Below are 20659 nucleotides of genomic sequence, written 5' to 3' on the forward strand. Positions count from 1 at the left end.
CGGTCCGACCGCAGACGGGGAGGTGTGGACGCCGGCGGAGCCACGGCCCGGCAGATCCGACGGGCTCGACAGACCCGTCAGATTCGGCAGACCTGATGGGCTCCCCAGTTCCCATGGGCTCGCCAGGACCGATGGCTCGCCAGGACCGGTGGGCTTGCCAAGTCCGGTGGGCTTGCCAAGTCCGGTGGGCTTGCCAGGACCGGTGGGCTTGCCAAGTCCGGTGGGCTTGCCAGGACCGGTGGGCTCGCCAAGTCCGATCGGCTCGCCAGGACCGACAGGGGCGCCGACCCGGCAGGCTCAACCGGCCCGGGGATTTCGCGGCCTTCCCCGGCCCGGTCGGGGACCACCGACCCCCGCGATGCCACCGGCTCGGCGGGTTCCACCGGCTCGCCCCGATTGCCCGGACCGCCGGGCTCAGCCGACTCGCCAGGCCCACCGCCTACCTGCCTACCCGGCCCACCTGGCAGCCCACCTGCCCACCGCCTGCCGCACCTGGCCACCTGGCCACCTGTCCCACCTGGCCCACCAGCACCGCCGTACCCCGTCCCCTTGCCCTTCGGCGTCTGGCTCTGCGTGGCCTTCCCCGTGCCGCATATGCCTGTCCCCGTGTCTGGCGGCCTGGCCCGGCACGTCCTCCGCAGCGATCCGCCCGCGCCGCGACCGCACCACCTCTTCCGGGCCGACGGGTGGGTGCTCCAGGAGACCCTGGCCCGGTTGCCGGCCCTCCGGAGCCCCTGGCTGCGAGATGCTGAAGGACCTCACGCAGCACCAGTACGCCCGCGTCTTCTGGGGGCGCTGCCCACCGTCCCCCGGCGGCCTCAGAGCTGGTCGGCGACGAACGCGGCCAGGGCCTCCGCCGTGCGGTGTTCGAAGACGTCCTGGAGGCGCAGGGGCAGGCCCTCCTCGCGGGCGGCGGCGACGAGGCGGATGGCGCCCATACTGTCCCCTCCGTGCAGGAAGAAGTCGTCCTCGGGCCCGATCCCGTCGGCGTCGGCGTCCCCGAGACCGAGGATGTCCGCGAACAGCCGGCACAGCAGCTTCTCGCCCGGCGTCCGGGGCTCGCGCCCGCCGCGCGCCGGTGCGCCGAAGTCGGGGGCCGGCAGGGCGGAGCGGTCGAGCTTGCCGTTGGGGGAAAGGGGAAGGGCGTCGAGGACGACGACGGCGGACGGCACCATGTACGCGGCCAGCGACTCGGCGGCGAACGCCCGCAGTTCCTCCGGTACACAGCCCTCGCCGACCACGTAGGCGACGAGATGCTGGGCGCCCGGGGTGTCCTCACGGAGCAGCACCGCGCACTGCGCGACACAGGCGTGGCCCAGCAGCACCTGCTCGACCTCGCCCAACTCCAGTCGCTGGCCGCGCAGTTTGACCTGGTCGTCGGCGCGGCCCACGAAGACGACGGTGCCGTCGGGGGACTGCCGTACGAGGTCGCCGGTGCGGTACATGCGGGCGCCGTCCGGCTGCCAGGGGTCGGTGACGAAGCGTTCGGCGGTGAGGTCGGGCCGGCCGAGGTAGCCGCGGGCGACTCCCGCTCCCGCCAGGTGCAGTTCGCCGGTCTCGCCGGGTGCGCACGGCCGGCCCCGCTCGTCGAGAACGTAGGCGCGCGTGTTGAGGACGGGCCGTCGGCCGATCGTCGGCGAGGGGTACTGCGCGAGCAGGGCGACGAACGCGTCGACAGTGCACTCGCTGGGCCCGTACAGGTTGAGCGCGAGCAGGTGCGGCAGGGCGCGCAGCCGTTCCCACTGGACGGGCCCGATGGCCTCGCCGCCGAGCGCGAGCACCCCGAGCCGGTGGGGCAGGCCGGTGTCGAACAGACCGCTGCGGTCGAGCTGTTCGGCGAAGGTGGGGGTGGTCTCCACGACGTCGATGCGGTGCTCGGCGATGTGCCGGACCAGGAGGGACGGGTCCCGGCGGACGTTGTCGTCGACGAGGTGCAGTTCGTGCCCCTCGAACAGCCACAGCAGCGGGTCCCAGGCCGCGTCGAACGACTGCGCGGCGGTGTGCGCGACGCGCAGCCGCTCCCGCCCGAGGTGCCGGGTCGCGGGCCCGAAGAACAGCTCGCGGTGCGAGGCGACCAGGTTCATCAGGGAGCGGTGCTCGACGACCACGCCCTTGGGGCGGCCGGTCGAGCCCGACGTGAACAGCACGTACGCGGCGTCGTGCGGCGTGAGCGGCCGGGTGCGCTCGGCGTCCCCGACGGGGTCGGGGGACAGGGCGTCCGTCGCCGCGGCGCTACCGGGGTCGTCCAGGCACAGCGCGGGGACGTCCGGCGCGAGCCGCGCGGCGAGGTCGCGGGTGGTGAGCAGCAGGCGGGGGCGCGCATCGGCGAGCATGCCGGTGATGCGCTTCTCCGGGTAGCCGCTGTCCACGGGCACGTAGGTGGCGCCGGCGGTGAGGACGGCGAGCAGCGCGACGATCGAGTCGGCGGTGCGCGGTAGCAGTACGGCGACCAGGTTCTCGGCACCGACGCCCTCCGCGAGCAGCCGGCGGGCCAGCCTCTGCACGCGGGCGTGCAGTGCGCCGTAGGTGTACGTCGCGTCGGGCGCGACCAGGGCCGTGGCGTCGGCCCGCGCCGTGGCCGCAGCGCCGAACAGGTCGGGCAGCGGAGTGCCGGGCACCGGTCGCACGGGCCCGGTCAGCGCGTGCGCCGCGACCTCGGCCGTGCTTGCCGGGCAGGCGTCCTCGCTGGCCATGCTGTCGTCCTCGCGGTCGGGGGCGGTGCTCACTGCAGGAGGGCGGAGACGGCGGCGGCCACCTCGTCGGTCGCCAGCAGGTCGACGTGCGCGACGTCGGGGAAGGGGATCTCCTTGGCGACCAGCCGGCCCGCCTCGCCACTGCCTGCGGAGGTCACGGCGGTGGCGGCGGACCAGGTGGAGACCAGCGCCTCGGGCTCCTGCGCCGCGATCTGACTGGAGCCGCACACGAAGGACACGTACGTGGTGAAGCCGCCGAGGAATTCCGCCGTGCGCTCGTCGTCCAGACCGGCGCGGCGGCACGCGGGCTCGCCGTACTCGCGGAAGAGACGGCTCAGCTGCATGCCCAGGGTGGTGAGGCCGTCGGCCTGCTCGCGCGCCTGCTCGCCGCGCTGCCGCGCTGCGGCGGTTTCCTCAGCGGTCAGCTCCGGCAGGAAGCGTTCCATGATCTGCTGGTACTGCCAGTAGAGAAAGAACTCCTGCGGGATGTCCGGGTCGAAGAAGACCGTGTCCGGCGCCTCGCCCTGCACTGCCCCGATGCGGTGTGCCAGGACGGCCGCGTACGGACTGGCGGCGCAGAATCCCATCACCGCGCGCACCGGACGCCCGCTCGCCTCGGCCCCGGCCATCCAGCGGTCGATCCACTCGGCACCGGTCAGCGTGGTACCGGAGGCCAACGGTGGCGGCAGCGTTTCCCAAAGGGCGTACGGAATGTCGAGCCGCTCGGCGAGATCCGTGAAACCGGCTTCTCGCCGGCCCGTACCGGGAAAGTCGACGGCGAGAACGATGCCGTCCGCCGTCCCGCCGGACCGGACTGCCCAGGATCCGCTCCCGCTCATGATGTGCCCGCCTCCCCCAAGAGTCGCTGAAACGCCCGTCAACAGCGTTCGAACGCAGACCCTAGGCGCGCCGCACCCGTGGACAAACCCCAGTCGGCCCCCTATTGGCCCCTGTCCGTACGGACCTCATCGGCGGCCTGCCGTCGGTCAGGTGCGGGACGAGTTCGGTGAGCTGTTCCCGGACGCGGAGTTCATCGAAGGGTTCGGAGTGCGCGGCAAGGTACCGAAAGCGGCCGCTCCCTCTTCCCGCGGTGCGATGCCCGAGGTTCCGCCGGTGATCAGGATCGTGTTGCCGGTCATCTTCATGAGGGTCTCTCTCCTTCGTCACGGCGGGCCGGTGAGCGCTCGCGGCCTCGACCGTAGGAGCGCCCCCGCAGGGGCGGGAGAGGAAGGTTTGTCCATGGATCGGCGGTCCCTGCCCGGTGGAGGTGGAGTGGGCCAACCCAGCGGATCCGGTGTCGCTTCGGCGTCGGGGCATCCGAGGACAGCCCTGCACGCGCCCACACTGGCTCCCCCTTTCCTGGCCAGGACTGCCAGGCCTGCGTCAGGCGGCGGGAATGAATCCGGCGGTGGGCGGGTTGTACGGGGCGGTCGTAGTTTTTGTGTCTGTGTTTCATCGCACGCTCGCGAAGAACGATGTCGCGGGCGCCGCCTTCCTTCAGGGAACTGGAGAAGTAGCGTCCAGGCCGGCCCGGGGCACCGCACGGTGCGGGTCCCGTACCCAGCCCCTGCAAGGAGCAACAAAATGACTCAGGGAACCGTCAAGTGGTTCAACGCCGAGAAGGGCTTCGGTTTCATCGCCCAGGCCGACGGCGGCCCGGACGTCTTCGTGCACTACTCGGAGATCGACAGCTCCGGCTTCCGTAGCCTCGAGGAGAACCAGCACGTGGAGTTCGAGATCGTCCAGGGCCCCAAGGGCCCGCAGGCCTCGCACGTCCGCGCCATCTGAGACCCGGCGAGCAAGACCTGCCGGACACCTCTTGATGCGAGGGCCGGCGCCGGATGGCGCCGGCCTTCGGCACATCCCGGGCCGCCCAGTGCGCTGAGCCCCGGGGTAAAGGCTGGTACGGCCACATGACCTCGCAGATCGTCATATGGCATACCGGCCGCGTTCCCTGCCGCTGTAAGACAACGCGCCGGCGAACCCGGTACCGACCTGTCCGCGAACAGCGTGCATGCCCTCGGGCAACGGGTCCGGTCGCTGTCCGGGTCCTGGCCGGCGCTTGCCGCACGGCGATCAGCGTGAGCGGCATCGCCCGGCAGGCCGGGGTCGACCGCGCCTTCCTCTACCGCCACCGCGACCGGCTTGCCCTCATCCACGCGGCCGAACGGCAACCCTCTGCCTCTGGCCCCGGGGCCGGGCCTCCCGGTCAGCCTCGCCTCGCTCCAGGCCGACCTCGCCCACGCACACTCCCGCAGCACCCGGCTCGTCACCCAGACCCAGCGCCCGGAGCGACGGCTGGCCGAGCTCCGAGCTGTTGGCGTGGCTGGGGGAGAGGGACACGGAGCCGGAGGCTGCCCGGGCGGCCAACCGCGAGCTGACCCGGGCCCTGAATCAGTGGGGAGCCGCGCGGACCGCCAGGGTCTGGCCGGCTCGGTCATCCAGTTCCCGGTCGGGACAGTCCCTGGCCGCGCAAGGCGCGCTCCGGCGGGCGCCCCCGCCTCGGCCGCCGCCCCGAGGAGACCAACACGACCGCGACCGAGCTTGCGCGGCCGAGTGGCCGCAAATACTTGGCTAGCCACGTTTTGACTGCTACGGTCATTACGTGGCCAGCCACCTAAATGGGTGGTGGTGCGAGAGGAGTCGTCATGAAAGCCATCCTGTTTGACCGTTTCGGTGGTACGGAAGTGCTGCACGAGGCGGACATCGAGGTCCCGCAACCCGGCCCCGGCCAGGTCCGTGTCCGCGTGAAGGCGTCCGGAGTGAACGGGCTGGACGGCAAGATCCGCTCGGGGATGCTGGAGGCTGTGTACCCGACGACCTTCCCGTCCGTCCCCGGTGGCGAGCTGGCCGGCGTGGTGGACGCGCTGGGTGAGGGTGTGCGGGACGTGCAGGTGGGTGACGAGGTGCTGGGCTGGGCAGACACCGGCTCGTACGCCGAGTACGCGCTGGCCACCATCGTGGCCCCCAAGCCCGCCGACCTGGAGTGGCAGGACGCGGTCGCGCTGCCGGTGGCGAGTAGGACGGCCGAGCGGGTCCTGAACCTGCTGGGCGTCACCGCCGGGGAGACCGTACTGATGCACGGCGCGTCCGGAGGGGTCGGAACGCTGGCGGTCCAGCTCGCCACGGCCCGCGGAGCGCGTGTCATCGGCACCGCGGGCCCCGCCAACCAGGACTACCTCACCTCGCTCGGTGCCACCGCGACCGTGTACGGCGAGGGCCTGGTCGAGCGGGTCCGGGAGCTGGCCCCCGACGGCGTGGACGCGGTGTTCGACCTGGCCGGCAAGGGCGCCCTGGAGGACTCGATCACACTGCGGGGCGGCACCGAGCGCATCGTCACCATCGCCGACTTCCGCGCGCAGCAGCTCGGCATCACCTTCGCCCAAGGTTCCGCGCAGGCCTCGCCCGAGCGCCTGGCCGCCCTGGCCCAGGACGCCGCGGCCGGAAAGCTCGTCACCACCGTCACCTCCTACCCGCTCGACCAGGCTGCCACCGCCCAGCAGGTCAGCGACGCCGGGCATGTGCGGGGCAAGCTCGTCCTCACCGTTGCCTGACCACACCTTCTTGCCACTGCCACGCCCTACCCACCCGCTGTTCTCGATGACCGCCCGGTCATCGCCCTGTCGAGAAGGACCATTCATGTTGAATTCCCTGTGGACGCAGACCGCCGTCGGCGGCATGTCCCTGCCGCACCGCCTGGTCATGGCCCCCATGACCCGCGACCGCTCCACGCCCGAGGGCGTCCCGACCGAGCTGAACGCCGAGTACTACGCCCAGCGGGCCTCGCACGCGCTGATCATCACCGAGGGCACCCAGCCCTCCGCCGACGGCCAGGGCTACCTCCTCACCCCCGGCATCCACAATGACGAGCAGATCGCCGGCTGGCGCAAGGTCACCGACGCCGTGCACGCGGCCGACGGCCGGATCGTCATCCAGCTGATGCACACCGGACGCATCGCCCACCCCGACAACACCCCCCACGGACGCCGGCCGGTCGCCCCTTCGGCGATCCGGCCGAAGGGCCAGATGTTCACCGCGTCCGGGCCCCAGGAGATGCCGACACCCCGTGCTCTGTCGACGCAGGAGGCCACGGCGACCGTCGAGGACTTCCGCCGCGCCGCAGCGGCCGCCGTCGCGGCAGGCGCCGACGGCGTGGAGATTCACGGCGCCAACGGCTACCTGGTGCACCAGTTCCTGTCCGACAACTCCAACCAGCGCACCGACCGCTACGGCGGTTCCCTCGAGGGCCGCATCCGCTTCGCCGTCGAGGTCGCCGCTGCCGTGGCCGACGAGATCGGCGCCGACCGCACCGGCCTGCGCATCTCCCCCGGCAACCCCTACAACGACATCGCCGAGTCCGACACCGCCGAGCTGTATCCGGCGCTCCTGCGCGCCCTCAGCCCGCTCGGCCTCGCCTACCTCCACGTCCTCCACGCGGGCGACGAGGAGCTGCTGGGCACCCTGCGCGCGCTGTGGCCGACCACGCTGATCCTCAACCGGGGCGGCACCGACCTGCCCACCCGCGCCAAGGACATCGACAACGGCACGGCCGACCTTGTCTCCGTCGGCGCCCTCGCGCTCGCCAACCCGGACCTGGTCGAGCGGCTACGCTCTGACGCGCCGCTGAACACCCCCGACCCGGCGACCTTCTACGGCGGCGGAGTGGCCGGCTACACCGACTACCCCACCTACACCGTCTGAGGAACCAAACCATGTCCGCCCCCACACCCCGCACCCCCACGACGGCCAGCGAAGGGCCGATGAGCTACGCGATCTTCCAGCTCGCCCGTGCTCACCGCGCCCGCGCCGCCGCCATGCTCCGTGAGATGGACCTGCATCCCGGACAGGAACTGCTGCTGATGCACCTCCTCGACCGGGACGGCCAGACCCAGTCCGAGCTGCTCGAAAGCGTGGGCCTGGACCACTCCACCGTCTCCAAGTCCCTGCGCCGCATGCAGGACGCCGGCCTGCTGATCCGCGAGCCGGCCGAACACGACCGGCGCGTCATGGTCGTCCACCTCACCGACAAGGGCCGTGCCATGCGCGAGCCCCTGGCAGCCATGTGGCGGGCCCTGGAGGAGACCTCCGCGCTGAACCTGTCGGCGCAGGAGGCAGAGTCCTTCGTCCGCACCGCCTACGCCATCGCCGACGCGATCAACAGCCGCACTCTTCCGCAAGAAGAGTCCGAGTAGCCCGCCTCGGCTCGCACCCCGGTTCCGGCCTGGAGCGCGGATCGTTTCCGGGCTCCCCGACTGTCGGAAGAAGCCCGGCGAGCCGAGCCGGCGGATGTGGCGGAACGGCCGTTCACCCCAGCGTCAGGGAGAACGGGGCTGAGCGGGGGTTCAGCGTCAGGGACAAGCGCGAGCTGTCCCGGTGGAAGCAGGACGGAACGCATTCAGGGGGCAGGGCAACACCCCCGCGGGGATCCGCCCACTGCTGGGGCGCGGTAAGAACGTCCGCGCCCTGGTCCGGCCGACCACCGACGTGAGCAGGCTCGAAAGCCGGGGTGTCGAGATCGCCCGCGGCGACATGCTCGACGGCGACTCGCTCGTCGCCGCCATGAACGGCGTCGATGCCATCATCACCATCGCTGCCGGCCACACCCGCGGCGGCAAGGACGCGCACGACATCGACACCGTCGGCAACGCCAGCCTCGCCGAGGCCGCCCACCGCACCATCCGGCGGTTCGTCCTGACCAGCATCCTCACCAGTGACCAGACACCCCAAGTCCCGCACTTCTGGCACAAGAAGATCGCCGAGGACAAGCTCGAACAGCTCGGTGTCCCGTTCGTCGCGCTGCACCCGGGGGCGTTTCTCGACCAGATCGCGAGTATGGCGGGCGATCCGGTCGACAAGGGCCGCCTGATCCGGGTGGGCAAGACCACCGTCCCGCTGACCTTCGTCCACACCTCCGATCTCGCGGCGTACCTGGCGGCCGCGGTCGACGCCGGCGACGGTGAGCGCATCGACATCGGCTGGGACCGTCCGGTCAGCATGCGCGAAGTGGCCGACGTGCTGGGCAGCCGGGCCGGAAAGAAGATCAAGGTGTGGGCCGCCGCCACGTCGCCGACACCCGCCGGCAGGGGCAGCTGTTCGGCCCGGTCCCCACGGCTGAGGACGTCCTCAGCCGGTACACCGACGAGCTGGGCAGCCAGCCGCGTTCACCGATGAGCGGCCAGCACTGCCGCGAGGCCCTCTTGCAGGTCCTTGACGAAATACTCGGGAACCTCCAGCGACGGGAAATGTCCTCCGATTTCCGGTGCCCTCCATCGGACGATCTGTCGGTACCGCTCCTGTGCCCAGGGGCGCGGACACTTCTCGACGTCGCGGGGATACATGGTGATTGCTGACGGGACGTCGACCCGAAGCCCGGGGTCCAGCGAGTTGTGGCTTTCGTAGTAAATGCGGGCCGCCGATGCGCCGGTCCGCGTCAGCCAATACAGGGTGACGTCGTCAAGAACGCGGTCCCTGGAAATCGTCTCGAACGGGCTGTCTTCGGTGTCCGACCACTCGGCGAATTTGTCGAGGATCCAGGCAAGAAGTCCGACCGGTGAATCGACGAGCGAGTAGCCGATGGTCTGCGGCCGGGTCGCCTGCTGCTTCGCGTACGCCGCGCGGTGGCGCCAGAAATCGCGGGTTTCCTCGGCCCACTTGCGCTCGACCGCCGTCAGCCCGTCCGTTGTCATCCCGGGCGGCCCCTCCGCGAACGTGGTGTGGATGCCGAGAACGTGCGCGGGGAACCTTCCGGCGAGAACCGTGGTGATATTGCCTCCCCAGTCGCCGCCGTGGGCCGCGAACTTGCCGTAGCCCAGCCTTCCCATCAGCTCCACCCATGCGGCCGCGATCTTTTCGGTTCCCCACCCGGTGGTGGCCGGCTTGTCGCTGTAACCAAAGCCTGGCAGCGATGGGACCACGACGTGGAACGCCGGCGCGTCTGCATCTTTCGGATCTGCCAGTTCGTCCACTACGTCGATGAACCGAGCAACGCTGTCTGGCCAGCCGTGCGTCAAGATCAGCGGAGTGGCATCCGCGCGCGCTGATCGGCGGTGCAGGAAGTGGATTCCCAGATCATCAATGGTCGTGCGGAACTGGCCGATGCTGTTGAGGCGCTCTTCGAACGACCGCCAGTTGTACCCGGTGCGCCAGTAGTTCACGACATCGACGAGGTCGGCGAGAGGAACGCCCTGTTCCCATCGGCGAGGGTCGGGCGCGGCGCGATAGACCGTCTCGGCCTCCGGTAGCCGCGCCGCGGCCAATCGCCCGCGCAGATCGTCGAGGTCGGTGTCAGTTGCGTGGGCTTCAAATGCTTGCACGTCGCTGGTTGGACGGGGCATGAGACCTCCTGGCGATCGCGGAACCGGCTAAGACGGTTCTAGCAGGCCTCCATGCCGACGGGCAACCAGCTAAGGTGGTTCCATGCGTGCTGGATTCCCTGATTTCCGCCTCGGCAACGTGCTGGCGACCAGCTTCACGGGGACTCTGTCGGAGCGTCATGGCGACGCTGTGGAGCGCATTCCCACGCCGCGCCGACTCGTCGACTGGCTGGCGGTGAACGGCCTCGCCGTGGACTCCTGCACCACTGCCCAACTCGACCTCGCTCGGGAACTGAGGGAGGCGATTCACGCCGCCGCGACAGCCGCCGCGCTCCAGGACGCTCTCCCTGCGTCTGCTGTCCAAGTCATCAATGACTGCAGCGTTCAAGGTCGGGCCGCGGCGATCCTGACGCCCGAGGGTGAGCGGCGATGGCGGCTCAGCTCGGCTTCCTGCGTGGAAGATGCTCTCAGCGTGATCGCCGCCGACGCGATCAGCGTCATCGCAGGCGAACGAGACGGCAAATTGGCCTTGTGCGCATCGCCGACCTGCCGAGCCGCCTTCTTCGACACCAGCCAAAGCCGTACCCGCAAATGGTGTGACATGAACACATGCGGGAATCGTCAGAAGAAAGCGCGCTTCAAAGCCAACCAGCGCAAAAACCCCAGATCAGCGGAGTGATCGTCACCTCGGCACGGTCTGGGCATGGTGGCGAAGTCGTGGGTGTACTAGATCCAGAACTTGACGTCCCTGCTGTCCGTACGGCCGCTGCTGTCGAGGTCACCGGCGTCACCTGCGGTGGGGAGGGCCTTCAGGCCCGAACGGACCGACAGCAGATGGAACTTGGTGAAGCCGTACAGCAGCTTCTTCGGCCCGAAGGCCCCGTAGGGCTCACGGGTCATAGTGCTGCACCGCCCTTCCGTGGGAGGTGTCGAGAAACCGCGCCACCCGGGCGTCGGCCTCCGCGAGGAGCGCGGGCTCGTCCACGGTGAGCAGCCGCCCGTCGCGCATCAGGACGCGGCCGTCGACGACCACCGTACGTACGTCACTGGCGTGGGCGCTGTAGACCAGGGCGGCGTGCGGGTCGTGCGGACAGGTCGGTGAGGCCCCGCATGGCCAGTCGCAGGGTGTCGGAGACGGTCATCCAGATGGCGTCGCGCACCGCCTGCTTCTGGGTGAGCGCGACCAGCCGTAGCGCCACCTACACGTCGAGGGTGTTGTGACCGGCGGCGCCGTCCGTGCCGACCGCCACCGTGACCCCCGCGCCGAGCAGCTCGCGGACCGGGGTGAGCGGAGACAGCGCGTGCTTGAGATGCGCCTTGGGGTAGCAGGCCACGGCGGTCGTACTCGCGTACTCGGCCGGCAGCGGCAGGTCCTGCTCGACGATGCCGCAGCCGTGCGCGATCAGCGCACCCGCCTGAAGCACCCCGGTCTCGTACAGCACCCGGATCGGGGTGATGCCGCGCCGCTCCGGACTGGACCGCGTCTGCTCCACATGCTCGGCGGCGTGGATGTGCATCCGCGGGCCGAGCTCCCGGGCGTGCCCGGCCAGGGGCCGCAGGTCCGCGTCATTCACCGTGGTACGGGGCATGCGGCCCGAGCGAGACGGTCACCCGGCCCGCCGCTCGCCCGTGCCAGGTCTCGGCGAACTTCACGCCGGCCTCAAGGGCTTCCTGGCCCCGCTGCTGAAGTACGTGGGAGCGATGTCGGCCCGCAGACCGGTCTCGGCGACCGCCTCGGCGATCTGCTCGGGGAAGAAGTGGTGGCCGGCGAAGGCGGTGACACCGGAACGGATCATCTGCGCGCCGGCCGGCCGCGCCCGGCCCGCACGTCCGCCGGAGTGAGGTTGGACTCCATCGGCCGGACGCGCTCGTTGAACCAGCCCTCGACCGTCACGTCCTCGGCCGCACCGCCCATCAGCACCATGGGGCTGTGCGTGTGTGCGTTGACCAGGCCTGGTACGGCGAGCAGCCCGCGCCCGTCGACGACCTCAGCCGCGCAGGCGTCAGGGGCCGCGCCGGTCGGCCGCACCTCCTCGATGACACCGTCCCCGACCACGATGTCCCGCGCCGGAAGGATCTCGCACGCGCCCTCCGGCGGAACCCGCAGCACATCGCAGCCCCTCAGCAGGAGACGCCCTGCGGACGGAGGCGTTCTGTCGCTCATGCGGCGACGGCAGGTGACAACAAGTCGATGCCTCAGCCCGCCGTTCGCTCCGAACTGGTAGAAGACGGGCATGACCACTTCACCCCACCCTCGTGGCGCTACCCGATGACCGCCGGCATCGACACCCCCGACTGCCGTGGCCGTACCGGACTCGACCGGACCGGCCTGGACTTGACCGGCAACCCGCGTGTGAAGGTGCGGGAGGTGACCCTGCTCTCCAGTCACTGGTACGTCGAGCGCGCGACGACCTTCGACTTCCAGCATGCCGACGGCACCTGGAGCACCCAGCAGCGCGAGACGCACGACCGCGGCAACGGGGCCACCATGCTGCTGTACGACACGGAACGCGAAACCGTGCTGCTCACCCGCCAGTTCCGCTACCCCGTCTACGTCAACAACCACCCGGACGGGATGCTGATCGAGACGCCCGGTGGACTGCTCGACGACGATGACGAGCACCCGGAGATCGCCGTACGGCGTGAGGTGGTCGAGGAGACCGGCCACACCATCGGCTCCGTCCGGCATGTCTTCGACGTCTATATGAGCCCGGGCTCGGTCACCGAACGTGTCAGCTTCTACGCCGCCGAGTACGGACCGTCGACCCGCACCCATGAGGGCGGGGGACTGGACGAGGAGGGCGAGGACATCGAGATCCTCGAAGTGCCCTTCCGCAGAGCCCTGGAGATGATCCGCACCGGGGAGATCGCCGACGCGAAGACCATCATGCTGCTCCAGTGGGCGGCGCTGGAGGGGCCGTTCGGGGGCTGAACCGGCGTACTGACTTGACTTGGAGCGCACTTCAAGCTGAAGACTCCCGTTCACGCGCCCCGAACGTGGGCGCGGAACGGGAGGCATCCACCATGGAGTACCGCACGATCGGCACCGATCCGAAGACCCGCCGCGAGGTGAGCGTGCTCGCCCTCGGTGCCATGCTGTTCGGCTCGCGCACGGACGAGGCGACCTCCTTCGCGGTGCTCGACCGCTATGTCGAGGCCGGGGGCACCTTCATCGACACGTCCGACAACTACGCCTTCTGGGAGGACGGAAGCCAGGGCGGGCAGAGCGAGGAACTGCTCGGCCGGTGGCGGCGCAGCCGCGGTGTCGGCGACGAGATCGTCATCGCGACCAAGCTCGGCGCCCGCCCCCTCGCCCCCGGCACGAGCTATGTCGACAACCCGGAGGGCCTGTCGGCGAAGGTGATCCGGGAGTCGGCCGAGCGCAGCCGGGAACGGCTGGGCGTCGCCAAACTGGATCTGCTGTACGCGCACATCGAGGACCACAGGGTCCCGCTCCAGGAGACGGTCGAGGCCTTCGCCGAGCTGGTGGCCGAGGGCACGGTCGGCCTGCTCGGAGTCAGCAACCACGCCATGTGGCGGGTGGAGCGAGCCCGCGCCCTCGCCGCCGCGGCCGGACTTCCCGGCTACGAGGTGCTCCAGTACGCGCACAGCCATCTGCGGCCCCGTACCGACGTACCCGATGACCTCTTCCCCGACGGCAGCCTCGGCCACGCCGGCGCCGAGCTGCTGAGCTATCTGCGGGCCGAGCCCGGATTGACCCTGATCGCCTACTCGCCGTTGCTGAAGGGGGCCTACACCCACCCGGACCGGCTGCCCGCGGACTTCGACCACCCCGGGGCCGCGGCCCGCCTGAAGGTGCTGCGCGAGGTCGCCAAGGAGACCGGCGCGACCGTCAACCAGGTGGTGCTGGCCTGGCAGATCGGCGGCGAGCTGCCGATCGTACCGCTGGCGGGGGCGTCGTCGGTGGCGCAGCTGGACGAGAACCTGGCCGCCGTCGACCTGGAGCTGACCGCGGAGCAACGGGCCCGGCTGGACGCCGCTCACTGACCGCGACGGTCGTTCGGCTCCGCAGTAGGCTGCTGGGAGAGCCGAAGGAGAGCGGGTCATGTCCATGCTTCCCACCGAGCGATCCATCCGGACCACCCCCGAAGGCCTCCTGTGGGAGCCCGGCGAACGCTGGGTGCGCGGCGTCAAGGGTGATGTCACCGTCGTGGACAGCCGGCATCCCGTCCTCGTCTGGGAGCCCGAACTGCCCGTTCCGCAGTACGCCTTCCCGCGCGAGGAGGTCCGCACCGACCTCCTCCGCCCGGCCAAGAACCCGCCGACCGGCACGCACACCGGCTCGCAGATCTTCTACGACCTCGAGGCCGACGGCGAGCTGGTGGAGAACGCGGCATGGACCTTCCCCGCCGAGGACCTGGCCGGGCACATCGCCTTCGCGTGGTTCCTGCGCTGGGACAGGGGTCTCGACCACTGGTACGAGGAGGACGAGGAGATCTTCGTCCACCCGCGCGACCCGCACAAACGGGTGGACGCGCTGCCCAGCAGCCGCCATGTCCAGGTCGAGATCGACGGCACGCTCGTCGCCGACACCCATCGCCCGGTGCTGCTCTTCGAGACCTCGCTGCCGACGCGGTACTACATCCCGCCCGAGGACGTCCGCCGCGATCTGTTCGTCCCCACCGACCACCACACGTCATGCCCGTACAAGGGCACCGCCGACTACTGGTCGTGGCGGGGCGAGGCCGACGTACCGCCGAACATCGTCTGGAGCTATCCGGACCCGCTGACCGCGGTGGCCGCGATCAGGGGACGCTTCGCCTTCTACAACGAGGCGATCGACATCACCGTGGACGGCGAACGCCTCGAGCGCCCGGTCACCCCGTTCAGCGCGTCGCTCGGCATCCGGCCGCGCACGTAGCGCGGGGCCGATCAGGGCCTGACCAGCAGGCGGAAGTCGAAGGCGTACCGGGACGCGCGGTAGATGTGCGTTCCGTACTCGATCGGCCGCCCGGTGTCGTCGTAGGCCGTGCGCTGCATGGTGAGCAGGGCGGCGCCCTCCTTCTCGTCGAGGCGGGCGGCCTCGTCGGGGGTGGCGGAGCGGGCGCCGACAGTCTGGCGGGCGCTGTGCAGGGTGATGCCGGCGGAGCGCAGCATGCGGTACAGGCCGGTCGACTCGAGCCGGGGGGTGTCCAAGGCGAGCAGGCCGGCCGGCAGGTAGTTGCGGAGGAACGCCACCGGCTGGCCGTGCGTGCGGCGCAGCCGCTCCAGGACGACGACCTCGGCGCCCTCCGCGAGACCGAGGGCGGCGGCGACATCGGCCGTGGCCGCGATCCGCTCGTTGCGCAGCACCTCCGTGGTGGGGCCCTGCCCGGCCGCCTCCAAGTCGTCGTAGAGACTGCTGAGTTCGAGCGGGCGCTTGACCTGGCTGTGCACGACCTGGGTGCCGACGCCGCGGCGGCGGACCAGCAGGCCCTTGTCGACGAGGGACTGGATGGCCTGGCGGACGGTGGGCCGGGACAGGCCGAGGCGGGCGGACAGGTCGATCTCGTTGCCCAGGAGGTTGCCCGGGGCGAGCACGCCGTGCTCGATCGCCGCCTCCAGCTGCTGGGCGAGTTGGTAGTACAGCGGCACCGGACTGCCCCGGTCCAGGGCGAAGTCCACCGCGTCGAGCCCGGGGGAGGGCACGGCACGCGCGGAGCCACCGGTCTTCGCCATGCTAGCCAACTCCCTGTGAGGGACGGTCGGTTGAGGCGGGGGATACGGCCGCGTACTGTACGGTCGTCGCCAGATCCCAGCCGGACAGCAGTCCGTGACACAGCGCCCCGCCGAACGCCCCGCCCATGCCATGGCCGTTGACCGGCCCGACAGTGGCGGGAGGAGCGGGAGGGGCTTCGGCCGTGCTGCCGTCGTGGTGCATGGCGAGTACGCCCGCGGCGCCCAGCCCGACCACCGCCGTCTCGACACCCGCGTCGAGCAACGCCCGTGCGCACGCGTGCGGTTCGCGCACGCCGGTCATGATCTCGCAAGCGTCGAGGGTGCCGACCGCGACCGTGGCGTGCCGCAGCGCCTCGGCGTAGTACGGGCGGGCCTCCTCGGGGTCCGACCAGGACTGCGGGCGCCAGTCGAGGTCGAAGACGGTGATGCCCGCCCTGCCGCGGGCCTTGAGCGCGGCGAGGACGGCGGACCGCCTGGGCTCGTGGCTCAGGCCGGTACCGGTGATCCAGAAGACGCGGGCCGCGCGGATGGCGAAACAGTCCATCTCGTAGGGGTCGTCGCCGGTGGAGGTCAGCACGGCCGCGGAACGGCCCAGGCCGGCGGCGGCGACCGCCACGTCAGCGGCGGTATCCCCGATTCCTGTGCGGCCCATGGTGATGAGATCATATGGCTGGGCTGACTCGGCCATGCGCGCTCCTCGTCGAGCTGGGGAAGGTGGTCCCACCCATGGGGCCTGCCGACTCTCAGGTTGTAGGGCGCGAAGACCGATGCTGTCAATGCTTTGTTCTTACATTCGGACCTGATTGTGAAATGATGTCTTGACAAAGTATTGACAGCGGCCCCGCCAAGGGATTTGATCCCGTCCCAGCAGACAAGCCACGTTCGGCGGCGCAAGACCCGGACCCGCGAGGGCCCGGACCCGGATCCCCCCGATCCGCCGCCTCCTGCGCCGTCGTTCCTCGTCGCACAGTGAGGTGCAGGAAAAGATGGACCGCTCTTCTCGCTCCCGCAGAATCGCCCCCGTAGTGGCCGTGGTGGCGGCAGCTGCCCTGACCCTCGCAGGCTGCTCCAGCAGTTCCGGCGGCAAGAAGGCCGAGGAGAACGCGGAAGGCGCCTCGGCGGGCAAGGCCACCACACCCCGGATGAAGGTCGCCCTGGTCACCCACCAGGCGCCCGGTGACACCTTCTGGGACATCGTCCGCAAGGGCGCCCAGGCCGCCGCGGCCAAGGACAACATCGAGCTGATCTACTCCGCCGACCCCAACGCGGGCAACCAGGCCAACCTGGTGCAGAACGCCATCGACCAGAAGGTCGACGGCATCGCCGTCACCCTCGCCAAGCCGGACGCCCTGAAGGACGTCGTGAGCAAGGCGAAGTCGGCGAACATACCCGTCGTCGGCCTCAACTCCGGTGTGAGCGAATGGCAGAAGCTCGGCCTGATGGAGTTCTTCGGCCAGGACGAGACGGTGGCGGGCGAGGCACTCGGCAAGCGGCTGAACGAGGACGGCGCCAAGAAGGCCATCTGTGTCATCCAGGAGCAGGGCAACATCGGTCTCACCCAGCGCTGTGACGGTGTGGCCAAGACCTTCAACGGCGACATCGAGCCCCTCAACGTCAACGGCACCGACATGCCGTCCGTGAAGTCGACGATCACCGCCAAGCTCACGGAGGACAAGGCGATCGACCACGTCATCACGCTCGGTGCCCCGTTCGCGCTGACGGCCGCACAGGCGGTCGACGAGACGGGCAGCAAGGCCAAGGTGGCCACTTTCGACCTCAACAAGGACCTGACCAGCGCCATCAGCAAGGGCACCATCGAGTTCGCCGTCGACCAGCAGCCCTACCTCCAGGGCTACCTGGCGATCGACTCGCTGTGGCTCTACAAGAACAACGGCAACTACATGGGCGGTGGCGAGCAGCCGGTGCTGACCGGTCCGGCCTTCGTCGACAAGTCCAACGTCGACGCCGTCGCCGCGTTCGCCGCGAAGGGCACCCGGTGATGAGCATGGCCCAACAGGCTGAGCCGGCGGTGACCACACCGCCGGCCCCCGGCCCCGGCAAGGAGAAGGACGGGCGGACCGCGCAACGCCCGCCGGCGCTACGGCTGCTCGCCCGCCCCGAGGTCGGTGTCTTCCTCGGCGCCGTCGCGGTGTACGTCTTCTTCCTCGTCGCGGCGCCGCCGGTGCGCGACGGCGGCTCGATGGCGAACATCCTGTACCAGTCGTCGACGATCGGGATCGTGACGATCCCGGTGGCGCTGCTGATGATCGGCGGGGAGTTCGACCTGTCGTCCGGTGTCGCGGTGATCACCTCGGCGCTGACCGCGAGCATGCTCGCCTACCAGCTGAGCATGAACGTCTGGGTCGGCGTGATCGCGGCGCTGCTGGTGTCGCTGGCGGTGGGGTTCTTCAACGGCTGGATGGTGGTCAAGACCGGGCTGCCGAGCTTCCTGGTCACCCTGGGCACCTTCCTGATCCTCCAGGGCGTCAACCTGGCCGTGACGAAGCTGGTCACCGGCAACGTCGCGACCGACAACATCAGCGACATGGACGGCTTCGACCAGGCCAAGGCCATCTTCGCCTCGTCCTTCGAGGTCGGCGGCGTCAATGTGAAGATCACCATCGTGTACTGGCTGGTCTTCGCGGCGATCGCCACATGGGTCCTGCTGCGCACCAAATACGGCAACTGGATCTTCGCGGTCGGCGGCAACAAGGACAGCGCGCGGGCCGTCGGTGTCCCGGTCGCCTTCACCAAGATCTCGCTGTTCATGCTGGTCGGCCTCGGCGCCTGGTTCCTCGGCATGCACCAGCTGTTCGCCTACAACACCGTGCAGTCCGGCGAGGGCGTCGGCATCGAGCTGATCTACATCTCCGCCGCGGTGATCGGCGGCTGTCTGCTGACCGGCGGCGCCGGCAGCGCCATCGGCCCGGTCTTCGGCGCCTTCATGTTCGGCATGGTGCAGCAGGGCATCGTCTACGCCGGCTGGAACCCCGACTGGTTCAAGGCGTTCCTCGGCGTGATGCTGCTCGGCGCCGTCCTGATCAATCTGTGGGTCAGCCGTACGGCGACCAGGAGGTGACCCCATGACATCCAGCAACGGAACCGGCACGCATGGCGCAGTCCTCGCGGACACCGTCCCCGAGAAGGACACGCCGATCGTCGAACTGCGCAACGCGGGCAAGTCGTACGGCAATATCCGCGCCCTGCACAGCGTCGACCTGAAGGTCTTTCCCCAGCAGGTCACCTGCGTGCTCGGCGACAACGGCGCCGGCAAGTCCACCCTCATCAAGATCATCTCGGGGCTGCACCAGCACACCGAGGGCGAGTTCCTCGTCGACGGCGAGCCGGTGCGCTTCTCCACCCCGCGCGAGGCGCTCGACAAGGGCATCGCCACCGTCTACCAGGACCTCGCCGTGGTCCCGCTGATGCCGGTGTGGCGGAACTTCTTCCTCGGCTCCGAGATGACCAAGGGCCCCTGGCCCATCCGCCGCCTCGACATCGAGCGGATGAAGAAGACGGCCGACGAAGAGCTGCGCAACATGGGCATCATCCTCGATGACCTGGAGCAGCCCATCGGCACCCTCTCCGGCGGCCAGCGTCAGTGCGTGGCGATCGCCCGAGCCGTCTACTTCGGCGCCCGGGTGCTGATCCTGGACGAGCCCACCGCCGCCCTCGGCGTCAAGCAGTCCGGCGTGGTCCTGAAGTACATCGCCGCCGCCCGCGACCGCGGCCTCGGCGTCATCTTCATCACCCACAACCCCCACCACGCCTACATGGTCGGCGACCACTTCAGCGTCCTGCGCCTCGGCACCATGGAGCTGAACGCCTCCCGCGACGACGTCAGCCTCGAGGAACTCACCAACCACATGGCGGGGGGCACCGAACTCGCCGCGCTCAAGCACGAGTTGGCGCAGGTGCGCGGCGTCGACGTCGAGGAGCTTCCGGAAGAGGGGGACCTCACCGCCCCCGTGGCGACCTCCTCCGAAGGGAAGTCCCTGAAATGACCCCTGCGCTGGACCGCATCCGGGTCGGCTCGGCCCCCGACTCCTGGGGCGTCTGGTTCCCCGACGACCCCCAGCAGGTGCCCTGGGAACGCTTCCTGGACGAGGTCGCGGAGGCCGGCTACTCCTGGATCGAGCTGGGCCCGTACGGCTATCTCCCGACCGACCCGGCGCGGCTCACCGACGAGATCGCCAGGCGTGACCTGAAGGTGTCCGCGGGCACGGTCTTCACCGGCATGCACCGTGGCCCCTCCGTCTGGGAGTCCACCTGGGAGCACGTCAGCCAGGTCGCCGCGCTCACCCAGGCCATGGGCGCCCGGCACCTCGTCGTCATCCCGTCCTTCTGGCGCGACGACAAGACCGCCGAGATCCTCGAACCGCCGGAGCTGACCGGCGAGCAGTGGGCGCACCTCACCAAGGGCATGGAACGGCTCGGACACGAGGTGAAGGAGGCGTACGGCCTCGACATCGTGGTCCACCCGCACGCCGACACCCATATCGACACCGAGGACCATGTCGAGCGGTTCCTCGACTCGACCGACTCCGAACTGGTCAACCTCTGCCTGGACACCGGGCACTACGCCTACTGCGGCGGCGACAGCGTCAAGCTGATCGAGACGTACGGCGAACGCATCGGCTATCTGCATCTCAAGCAGGTCGACCCGGAGATCCTCGCCGACGTGGTGGCGAACGAGGTGCCCTTCGGGCCCGCGGTGCAGCGCGGGGTGATGTGCGAACCCCCGTCCGGGGTGCCGGAGTTGGAGCCGGTTCTGGTCGCGGCCCAGAAGCTGGGCGTGGAACTGTTCGCGATCGTCGAGCAGGACATGTACCCGTGCGAGCCCGACAAGCCCCTGCCCATCGCTGTGCGTACACGGAAGTTCCTGCGGTCCTGCGGCGCCTGACCACGGGAAATGATCCTTGTTAGACGGAGCGTCATATTACTGAAGCGTAATAATCCGAGGGATACCGCGAG

Annotated in this window: 24 protein-coding genes; 13 read left to right on the forward strand and 11 right to left on the reverse strand. The window is 69.9% G+C overall.

Translation table 11 applies throughout. From position 1 onward, the window contains the following. Nucleotides 1-818 precede the first annotated feature (818 nt). Entirely contained in the window at nt 819-2726 is a 1908-nt protein-coding gene (locus QQY66_RS44090) for a non-ribosomal peptide synthetase (protein WP_301986076.1), read from the reverse strand. Beyond that, nucleotides 2723-3532, reverse strand: coding sequence for a hypothetical protein (locus tag QQY66_RS44095; RefSeq protein ID WP_301986077.1), 810 nt, complete (start codon nt 3530-3532; stop codon nt 2723-2725). Before QQY66_RS44095 ends, QQY66_RS44090 begins: the two co-directional genes overlap by 4 nt. Before the next feature lie 745 nt (nt 3533-4277). On the opposite strand from QQY66_RS44095, the gene QQY66_RS44100 reads away from it, so the two are divergent. The 5 genes from QQY66_RS44100 to QQY66_RS44120 all read left to right on the forward strand — a co-directional run bounded on the left by QQY66_RS44100 (nt 4278) and on the right by QQY66_RS44120 (nt 8864). After that, entirely contained in the window at nt 4278-4481 is a 204-nt protein-coding gene (locus tag QQY66_RS44100; protein ID WP_301986078.1) for a cold-shock protein, read from the forward strand. Nucleotides 4482-5341: 860 nt separating this feature from the next. Next, nucleotides 5342-6247 carry an NADP-dependent oxidoreductase gene (locus QQY66_RS44105; RefSeq protein WP_301986079.1) on the forward strand — a complete coding sequence of 302 codons (906 nt, stop codon included), beginning with the start codon at nt 5342-5344 and terminating at the stop codon, nt 6245-6247. An 85-nt stretch (nt 6248-6332) separates the two neighbouring features. After that, entirely contained in the window at nt 6333-7394 is a 1062-nt protein-coding gene (locus tag QQY66_RS44110) for an alkene reductase (RefSeq protein ID WP_301986080.1), read from the forward strand. A gap of 11 nt (nt 7395-7405) precedes the next feature. Beyond that, nucleotides 7406-7885, forward strand: a complete 480-nt coding sequence (locus QQY66_RS44115) for a MarR family winged helix-turn-helix transcriptional regulator (RefSeq protein WP_301986081.1) — start codon at nt 7406-7408, stop codon at nt 7883-7885. Nucleotides 7886-8066: 181 nt separating this feature from the next. Further along, nucleotides 8067-8864, forward strand: a complete 798-nt coding sequence (locus QQY66_RS44120; protein ID WP_301986082.1) for an NAD(P)H-binding protein — start codon at nt 8067-8069, stop codon at nt 8862-8864. Here QQY66_RS44120 and QQY66_RS44125 read toward each other — a convergent pair. Continuing rightward, complete coding sequence (locus QQY66_RS44125; RefSeq protein ID WP_301986083.1) at nt 8855-10027, reverse strand: epoxide hydrolase family protein; 1173 nt, start codon at nt 10025-10027, stop codon at nt 8855-8857. The genes QQY66_RS44120 and QQY66_RS44125 overlap by 10 nt on opposite strands. A gap of 82 nt (nt 10028-10109) precedes the next feature. Between QQY66_RS44125 and QQY66_RS44130 the strand changes: the two genes are divergently transcribed. Beyond that, nucleotides 10110-10685 carry a CGNR zinc finger domain-containing protein gene (locus QQY66_RS44130; RefSeq protein ID WP_301986084.1) on the forward strand — a complete coding sequence of 192 codons (576 nt, stop codon included), beginning with the start codon at nt 10110-10112 and terminating at the stop codon, nt 10683-10685. A 47-nt stretch (nt 10686-10732) separates the two neighbouring features. Here QQY66_RS44130 and QQY66_RS44135 read toward each other — a convergent pair whose 3' ends face one another. The 6 genes from QQY66_RS44135 to QQY66_RS44160 form a co-directional block, all read right to left on the reverse strand. Beyond that, nucleotides 10733-10906, reverse strand: a complete 174-nt coding sequence (locus tag QQY66_RS44135; protein ID WP_301986085.1) for a hypothetical protein — start codon at nt 10904-10906, stop codon at nt 10733-10735. Continuing rightward, nucleotides 10896-11039, reverse strand: a complete 144-nt coding sequence (locus QQY66_RS44140) for a hypothetical protein (protein ID WP_301986086.1) — start codon at nt 11037-11039, stop codon at nt 10896-10898. Before QQY66_RS44140 ends, QQY66_RS44135 begins: the two co-directional genes overlap by 11 nt. 10 nt (nt 11040-11049) lie before the next feature. Continuing rightward, a complete protein-coding gene (locus QQY66_RS44145; protein ID WP_301986087.1) occupies nt 11050-11205 on the reverse strand; it encodes a hypothetical protein in 156 nt (51 codons plus the stop codon). Continuing rightward, nucleotides 11206-11580 carry an amidohydrolase family protein gene (locus QQY66_RS44150; RefSeq protein WP_301986088.1) on the reverse strand — a complete coding sequence of 125 codons (375 nt, stop codon included), beginning with the start codon at nt 11578-11580 and terminating at the stop codon, nt 11206-11208. A gap of 75 nt (nt 11581-11655) precedes the next feature. After that, a complete protein-coding gene (locus tag QQY66_RS44155) occupies nt 11656-11802 on the reverse strand; it encodes a hypothetical protein (protein ID WP_301986089.1) in 147 nt (48 codons plus the stop codon). Beyond that, nucleotides 11799-12170, reverse strand: a complete 372-nt coding sequence (locus tag QQY66_RS44160) for a hypothetical protein (protein WP_301986090.1) — start codon at nt 12168-12170, stop codon at nt 11799-11801. Before QQY66_RS44160 ends, QQY66_RS44155 begins: the two co-directional genes overlap by 4 nt. Nucleotides 12171-12275: 105 nt before the next feature. Here QQY66_RS44160 and QQY66_RS44165 point away from each other — a divergent pair, with 105 nt between their 5' ends. The 3 genes from QQY66_RS44165 (at nt 12276) to QQY66_RS44175 (ending at nt 14888) form a co-directional block, all read left to right on the forward strand. Further along, nucleotides 12276-12938, forward strand: a complete 663-nt coding sequence (locus tag QQY66_RS44165) for an NUDIX domain-containing protein (protein WP_301987700.1) — start codon at nt 12276-12278, stop codon at nt 12936-12938. Nucleotides 12939-13030: 92 nt separating this feature from the next. Then, nucleotides 13031-14014 (forward strand): aldo/keto reductase, encoded by a 984-nt coding sequence (locus QQY66_RS44170; protein ID WP_301986091.1) that lies wholly within the window; start codon nt 13031-13033, stop codon nt 14012-14014. Nucleotides 14015-14072: 58 nt separating this feature from the next. Further along, nucleotides 14073-14888 carry a DUF427 domain-containing protein gene (locus QQY66_RS44175; RefSeq protein ID WP_301986092.1) on the forward strand — a complete coding sequence of 272 codons (816 nt, stop codon included), beginning with the start codon at nt 14073-14075 and terminating at the stop codon, nt 14886-14888. 11 nt (nt 14889-14899) lie between these two features. Here QQY66_RS44175 and QQY66_RS44180 read toward each other — a convergent pair whose 3' ends face one another. Continuing rightward, the gene (locus tag QQY66_RS44180) at nt 14900-15685 is read right to left on the reverse strand and encodes a GntR family transcriptional regulator (RefSeq protein WP_301986093.1); all 786 of its coding nucleotides are present in this window, start codon (nt 15683-15685) and stop codon (nt 14900-14902) included. A 1-nt stretch (nt 15686) separates the two neighbouring features. After that, nucleotides 15687-16373, reverse strand: coding sequence for a PfkB family carbohydrate kinase (locus tag QQY66_RS44185; RefSeq protein ID WP_301986094.1), 687 nt, complete (start codon nt 16371-16373; stop codon nt 15687-15689). A gap of 298 nt (nt 16374-16671) precedes the next feature. On the opposite strand from QQY66_RS44185, the gene QQY66_RS44190 reads away from it, so the two are divergent. The 4 genes from QQY66_RS44190 to QQY66_RS44205 are packed head-to-tail and all read left to right on the forward strand — an operon-like array spanning nt 16672 to nt 20588. Further along, complete coding sequence (locus QQY66_RS44190; protein ID WP_301986095.1) at nt 16672-17685, forward strand: sugar ABC transporter substrate-binding protein; 1014 nt, start codon at nt 16672-16674, stop codon at nt 17683-17685. Further along, nucleotides 17685-18764 carry an ABC transporter permease gene (locus tag QQY66_RS44195; RefSeq protein ID WP_301986096.1) on the forward strand — a complete coding sequence of 360 codons (1080 nt, stop codon included), beginning with the start codon at nt 17685-17687 and terminating at the stop codon, nt 18762-18764. The genes QQY66_RS44190 and QQY66_RS44195 overlap by 1 nt, the downstream gene beginning before the upstream one ends. A gap of 4 nt (nt 18765-18768) precedes the next feature. Beyond that, nucleotides 18769-19689 (forward strand): ATP-binding cassette domain-containing protein, encoded by a 921-nt coding sequence (locus QQY66_RS44200; protein WP_301986097.1) that lies wholly within the window; start codon nt 18769-18771, stop codon nt 19687-19689. After that, on the forward strand, nt 19686-20588 hold the full coding sequence (locus tag QQY66_RS44205; RefSeq protein ID WP_301986098.1) for a sugar phosphate isomerase/epimerase: 903 nt from the start codon (nt 19686-19688) through the stop codon (nt 20586-20588). Before QQY66_RS44200 ends, QQY66_RS44205 begins: the two co-directional genes overlap by 4 nt. The last annotated feature ends 71 nt before the right edge of the window (nt 20589-20659 follow it).

The sequence above is a fragment of the Streptomyces sp. DG2A-72 genome, from assembly GCF_030499575.1.
GTDB lineage: Bacteria > Actinomycetota > Actinomycetes > Streptomycetales > Streptomycetaceae > Streptomyces.

Excerpts from the sequence above, each read along its gene's own strand:
- QQY66_RS44095 (WP_301986077.1), bottom strand. The coding sequence starts at position 3,532 with ATGAGCGGGAGCGGATCCTGGGCAGTCCGGTCCGGCGGGACGGCGGAC.
- QQY66_RS44100 (WP_301986078.1), top strand. The coding sequence starts at position 4,278 with ATGACTCAGGGAACCGTCAAGTGGTTCAACGCCGAGAAGGGCTTCGGT.
- QQY66_RS44105 (WP_301986079.1), top strand. The coding sequence starts at position 5,342 with ATGAAAGCCATCCTGTTTGACCGTTTCGGTGGTACGGAAGTGCTGCAC.
- QQY66_RS44110 (WP_301986080.1), top strand. The coding sequence starts at position 6,333 with ATGTTGAATTCCCTGTGGACGCAGACCGCCGTCGGCGGCATGTCCCTG.
- QQY66_RS44115 (WP_301986081.1), top strand. The coding sequence starts at position 7,406 with ATGTCCGCCCCCACACCCCGCACCCCCACGACGGCCAGCGAAGGGCCG.
- QQY66_RS44125 (WP_301986083.1), bottom strand. The coding sequence starts at position 10,027 with ATGCCCCGTCCAACCAGCGACGTGCAAGCATTTGAAGCCCACGCAACT.
- QQY66_RS44130 (WP_301986084.1), top strand. The coding sequence starts at position 10,110 with ATGCGTGCTGGATTCCCTGATTTCCGCCTCGGCAACGTGCTGGCGACC.
- QQY66_RS44135 (WP_301986085.1), bottom strand. The coding sequence starts at position 10,906 with ATGACCCGTGAGCCCTACGGGGCCTTCGGGCCGAAGAAGCTGCTGTAC.
- QQY66_RS44155 (WP_301986089.1), bottom strand. The coding sequence starts at position 11,802 with ATGATCCGTTCCGGTGTCACCGCCTTCGCCGGCCACCACTTCTTCCCC.
- QQY66_RS44160 (WP_301986090.1), bottom strand. The coding sequence starts at position 12,170 with ATGAGCGACAGAACGCCTCCGTCCGCAGGGCGTCTCCTGCTGAGGGGC.
- QQY66_RS44165 (WP_301987700.1), top strand. The coding sequence starts at position 12,276 with ATGACCGCCGGCATCGACACCCCCGACTGCCGTGGCCGTACCGGACTC.
- QQY66_RS44170 (WP_301986091.1), top strand. The coding sequence starts at position 13,031 with ATGGAGTACCGCACGATCGGCACCGATCCGAAGACCCGCCGCGAGGTG.
- QQY66_RS44175 (WP_301986092.1), top strand. The coding sequence starts at position 14,073 with ATGTCCATGCTTCCCACCGAGCGATCCATCCGGACCACCCCCGAAGGC.
- QQY66_RS44180 (WP_301986093.1), bottom strand. The coding sequence starts at position 15,685 with ATGGCGAAGACCGGTGGCTCCGCGCGTGCCGTGCCCTCCCCCGGGCTC.
- QQY66_RS44185 (WP_301986094.1), bottom strand. The coding sequence starts at position 16,373 with ATGGCCGAGTCAGCCCAGCCATATGATCTCATCACCATGGGCCGCACA.
- QQY66_RS44190 (WP_301986095.1), top strand. The coding sequence starts at position 16,672 with ATGGACCGCTCTTCTCGCTCCCGCAGAATCGCCCCCGTAGTGGCCGTG.
- QQY66_RS44195 (WP_301986096.1), top strand. The coding sequence starts at position 17,685 with ATGAGCATGGCCCAACAGGCTGAGCCGGCGGTGACCACACCGCCGGCC.
- QQY66_RS44200 (WP_301986097.1), top strand. The coding sequence starts at position 18,769 with ATGACATCCAGCAACGGAACCGGCACGCATGGCGCAGTCCTCGCGGAC.
- QQY66_RS44205 (WP_301986098.1), top strand. The coding sequence starts at position 19,686 with ATGACCCCTGCGCTGGACCGCATCCGGGTCGGCTCGGCCCCCGACTCC.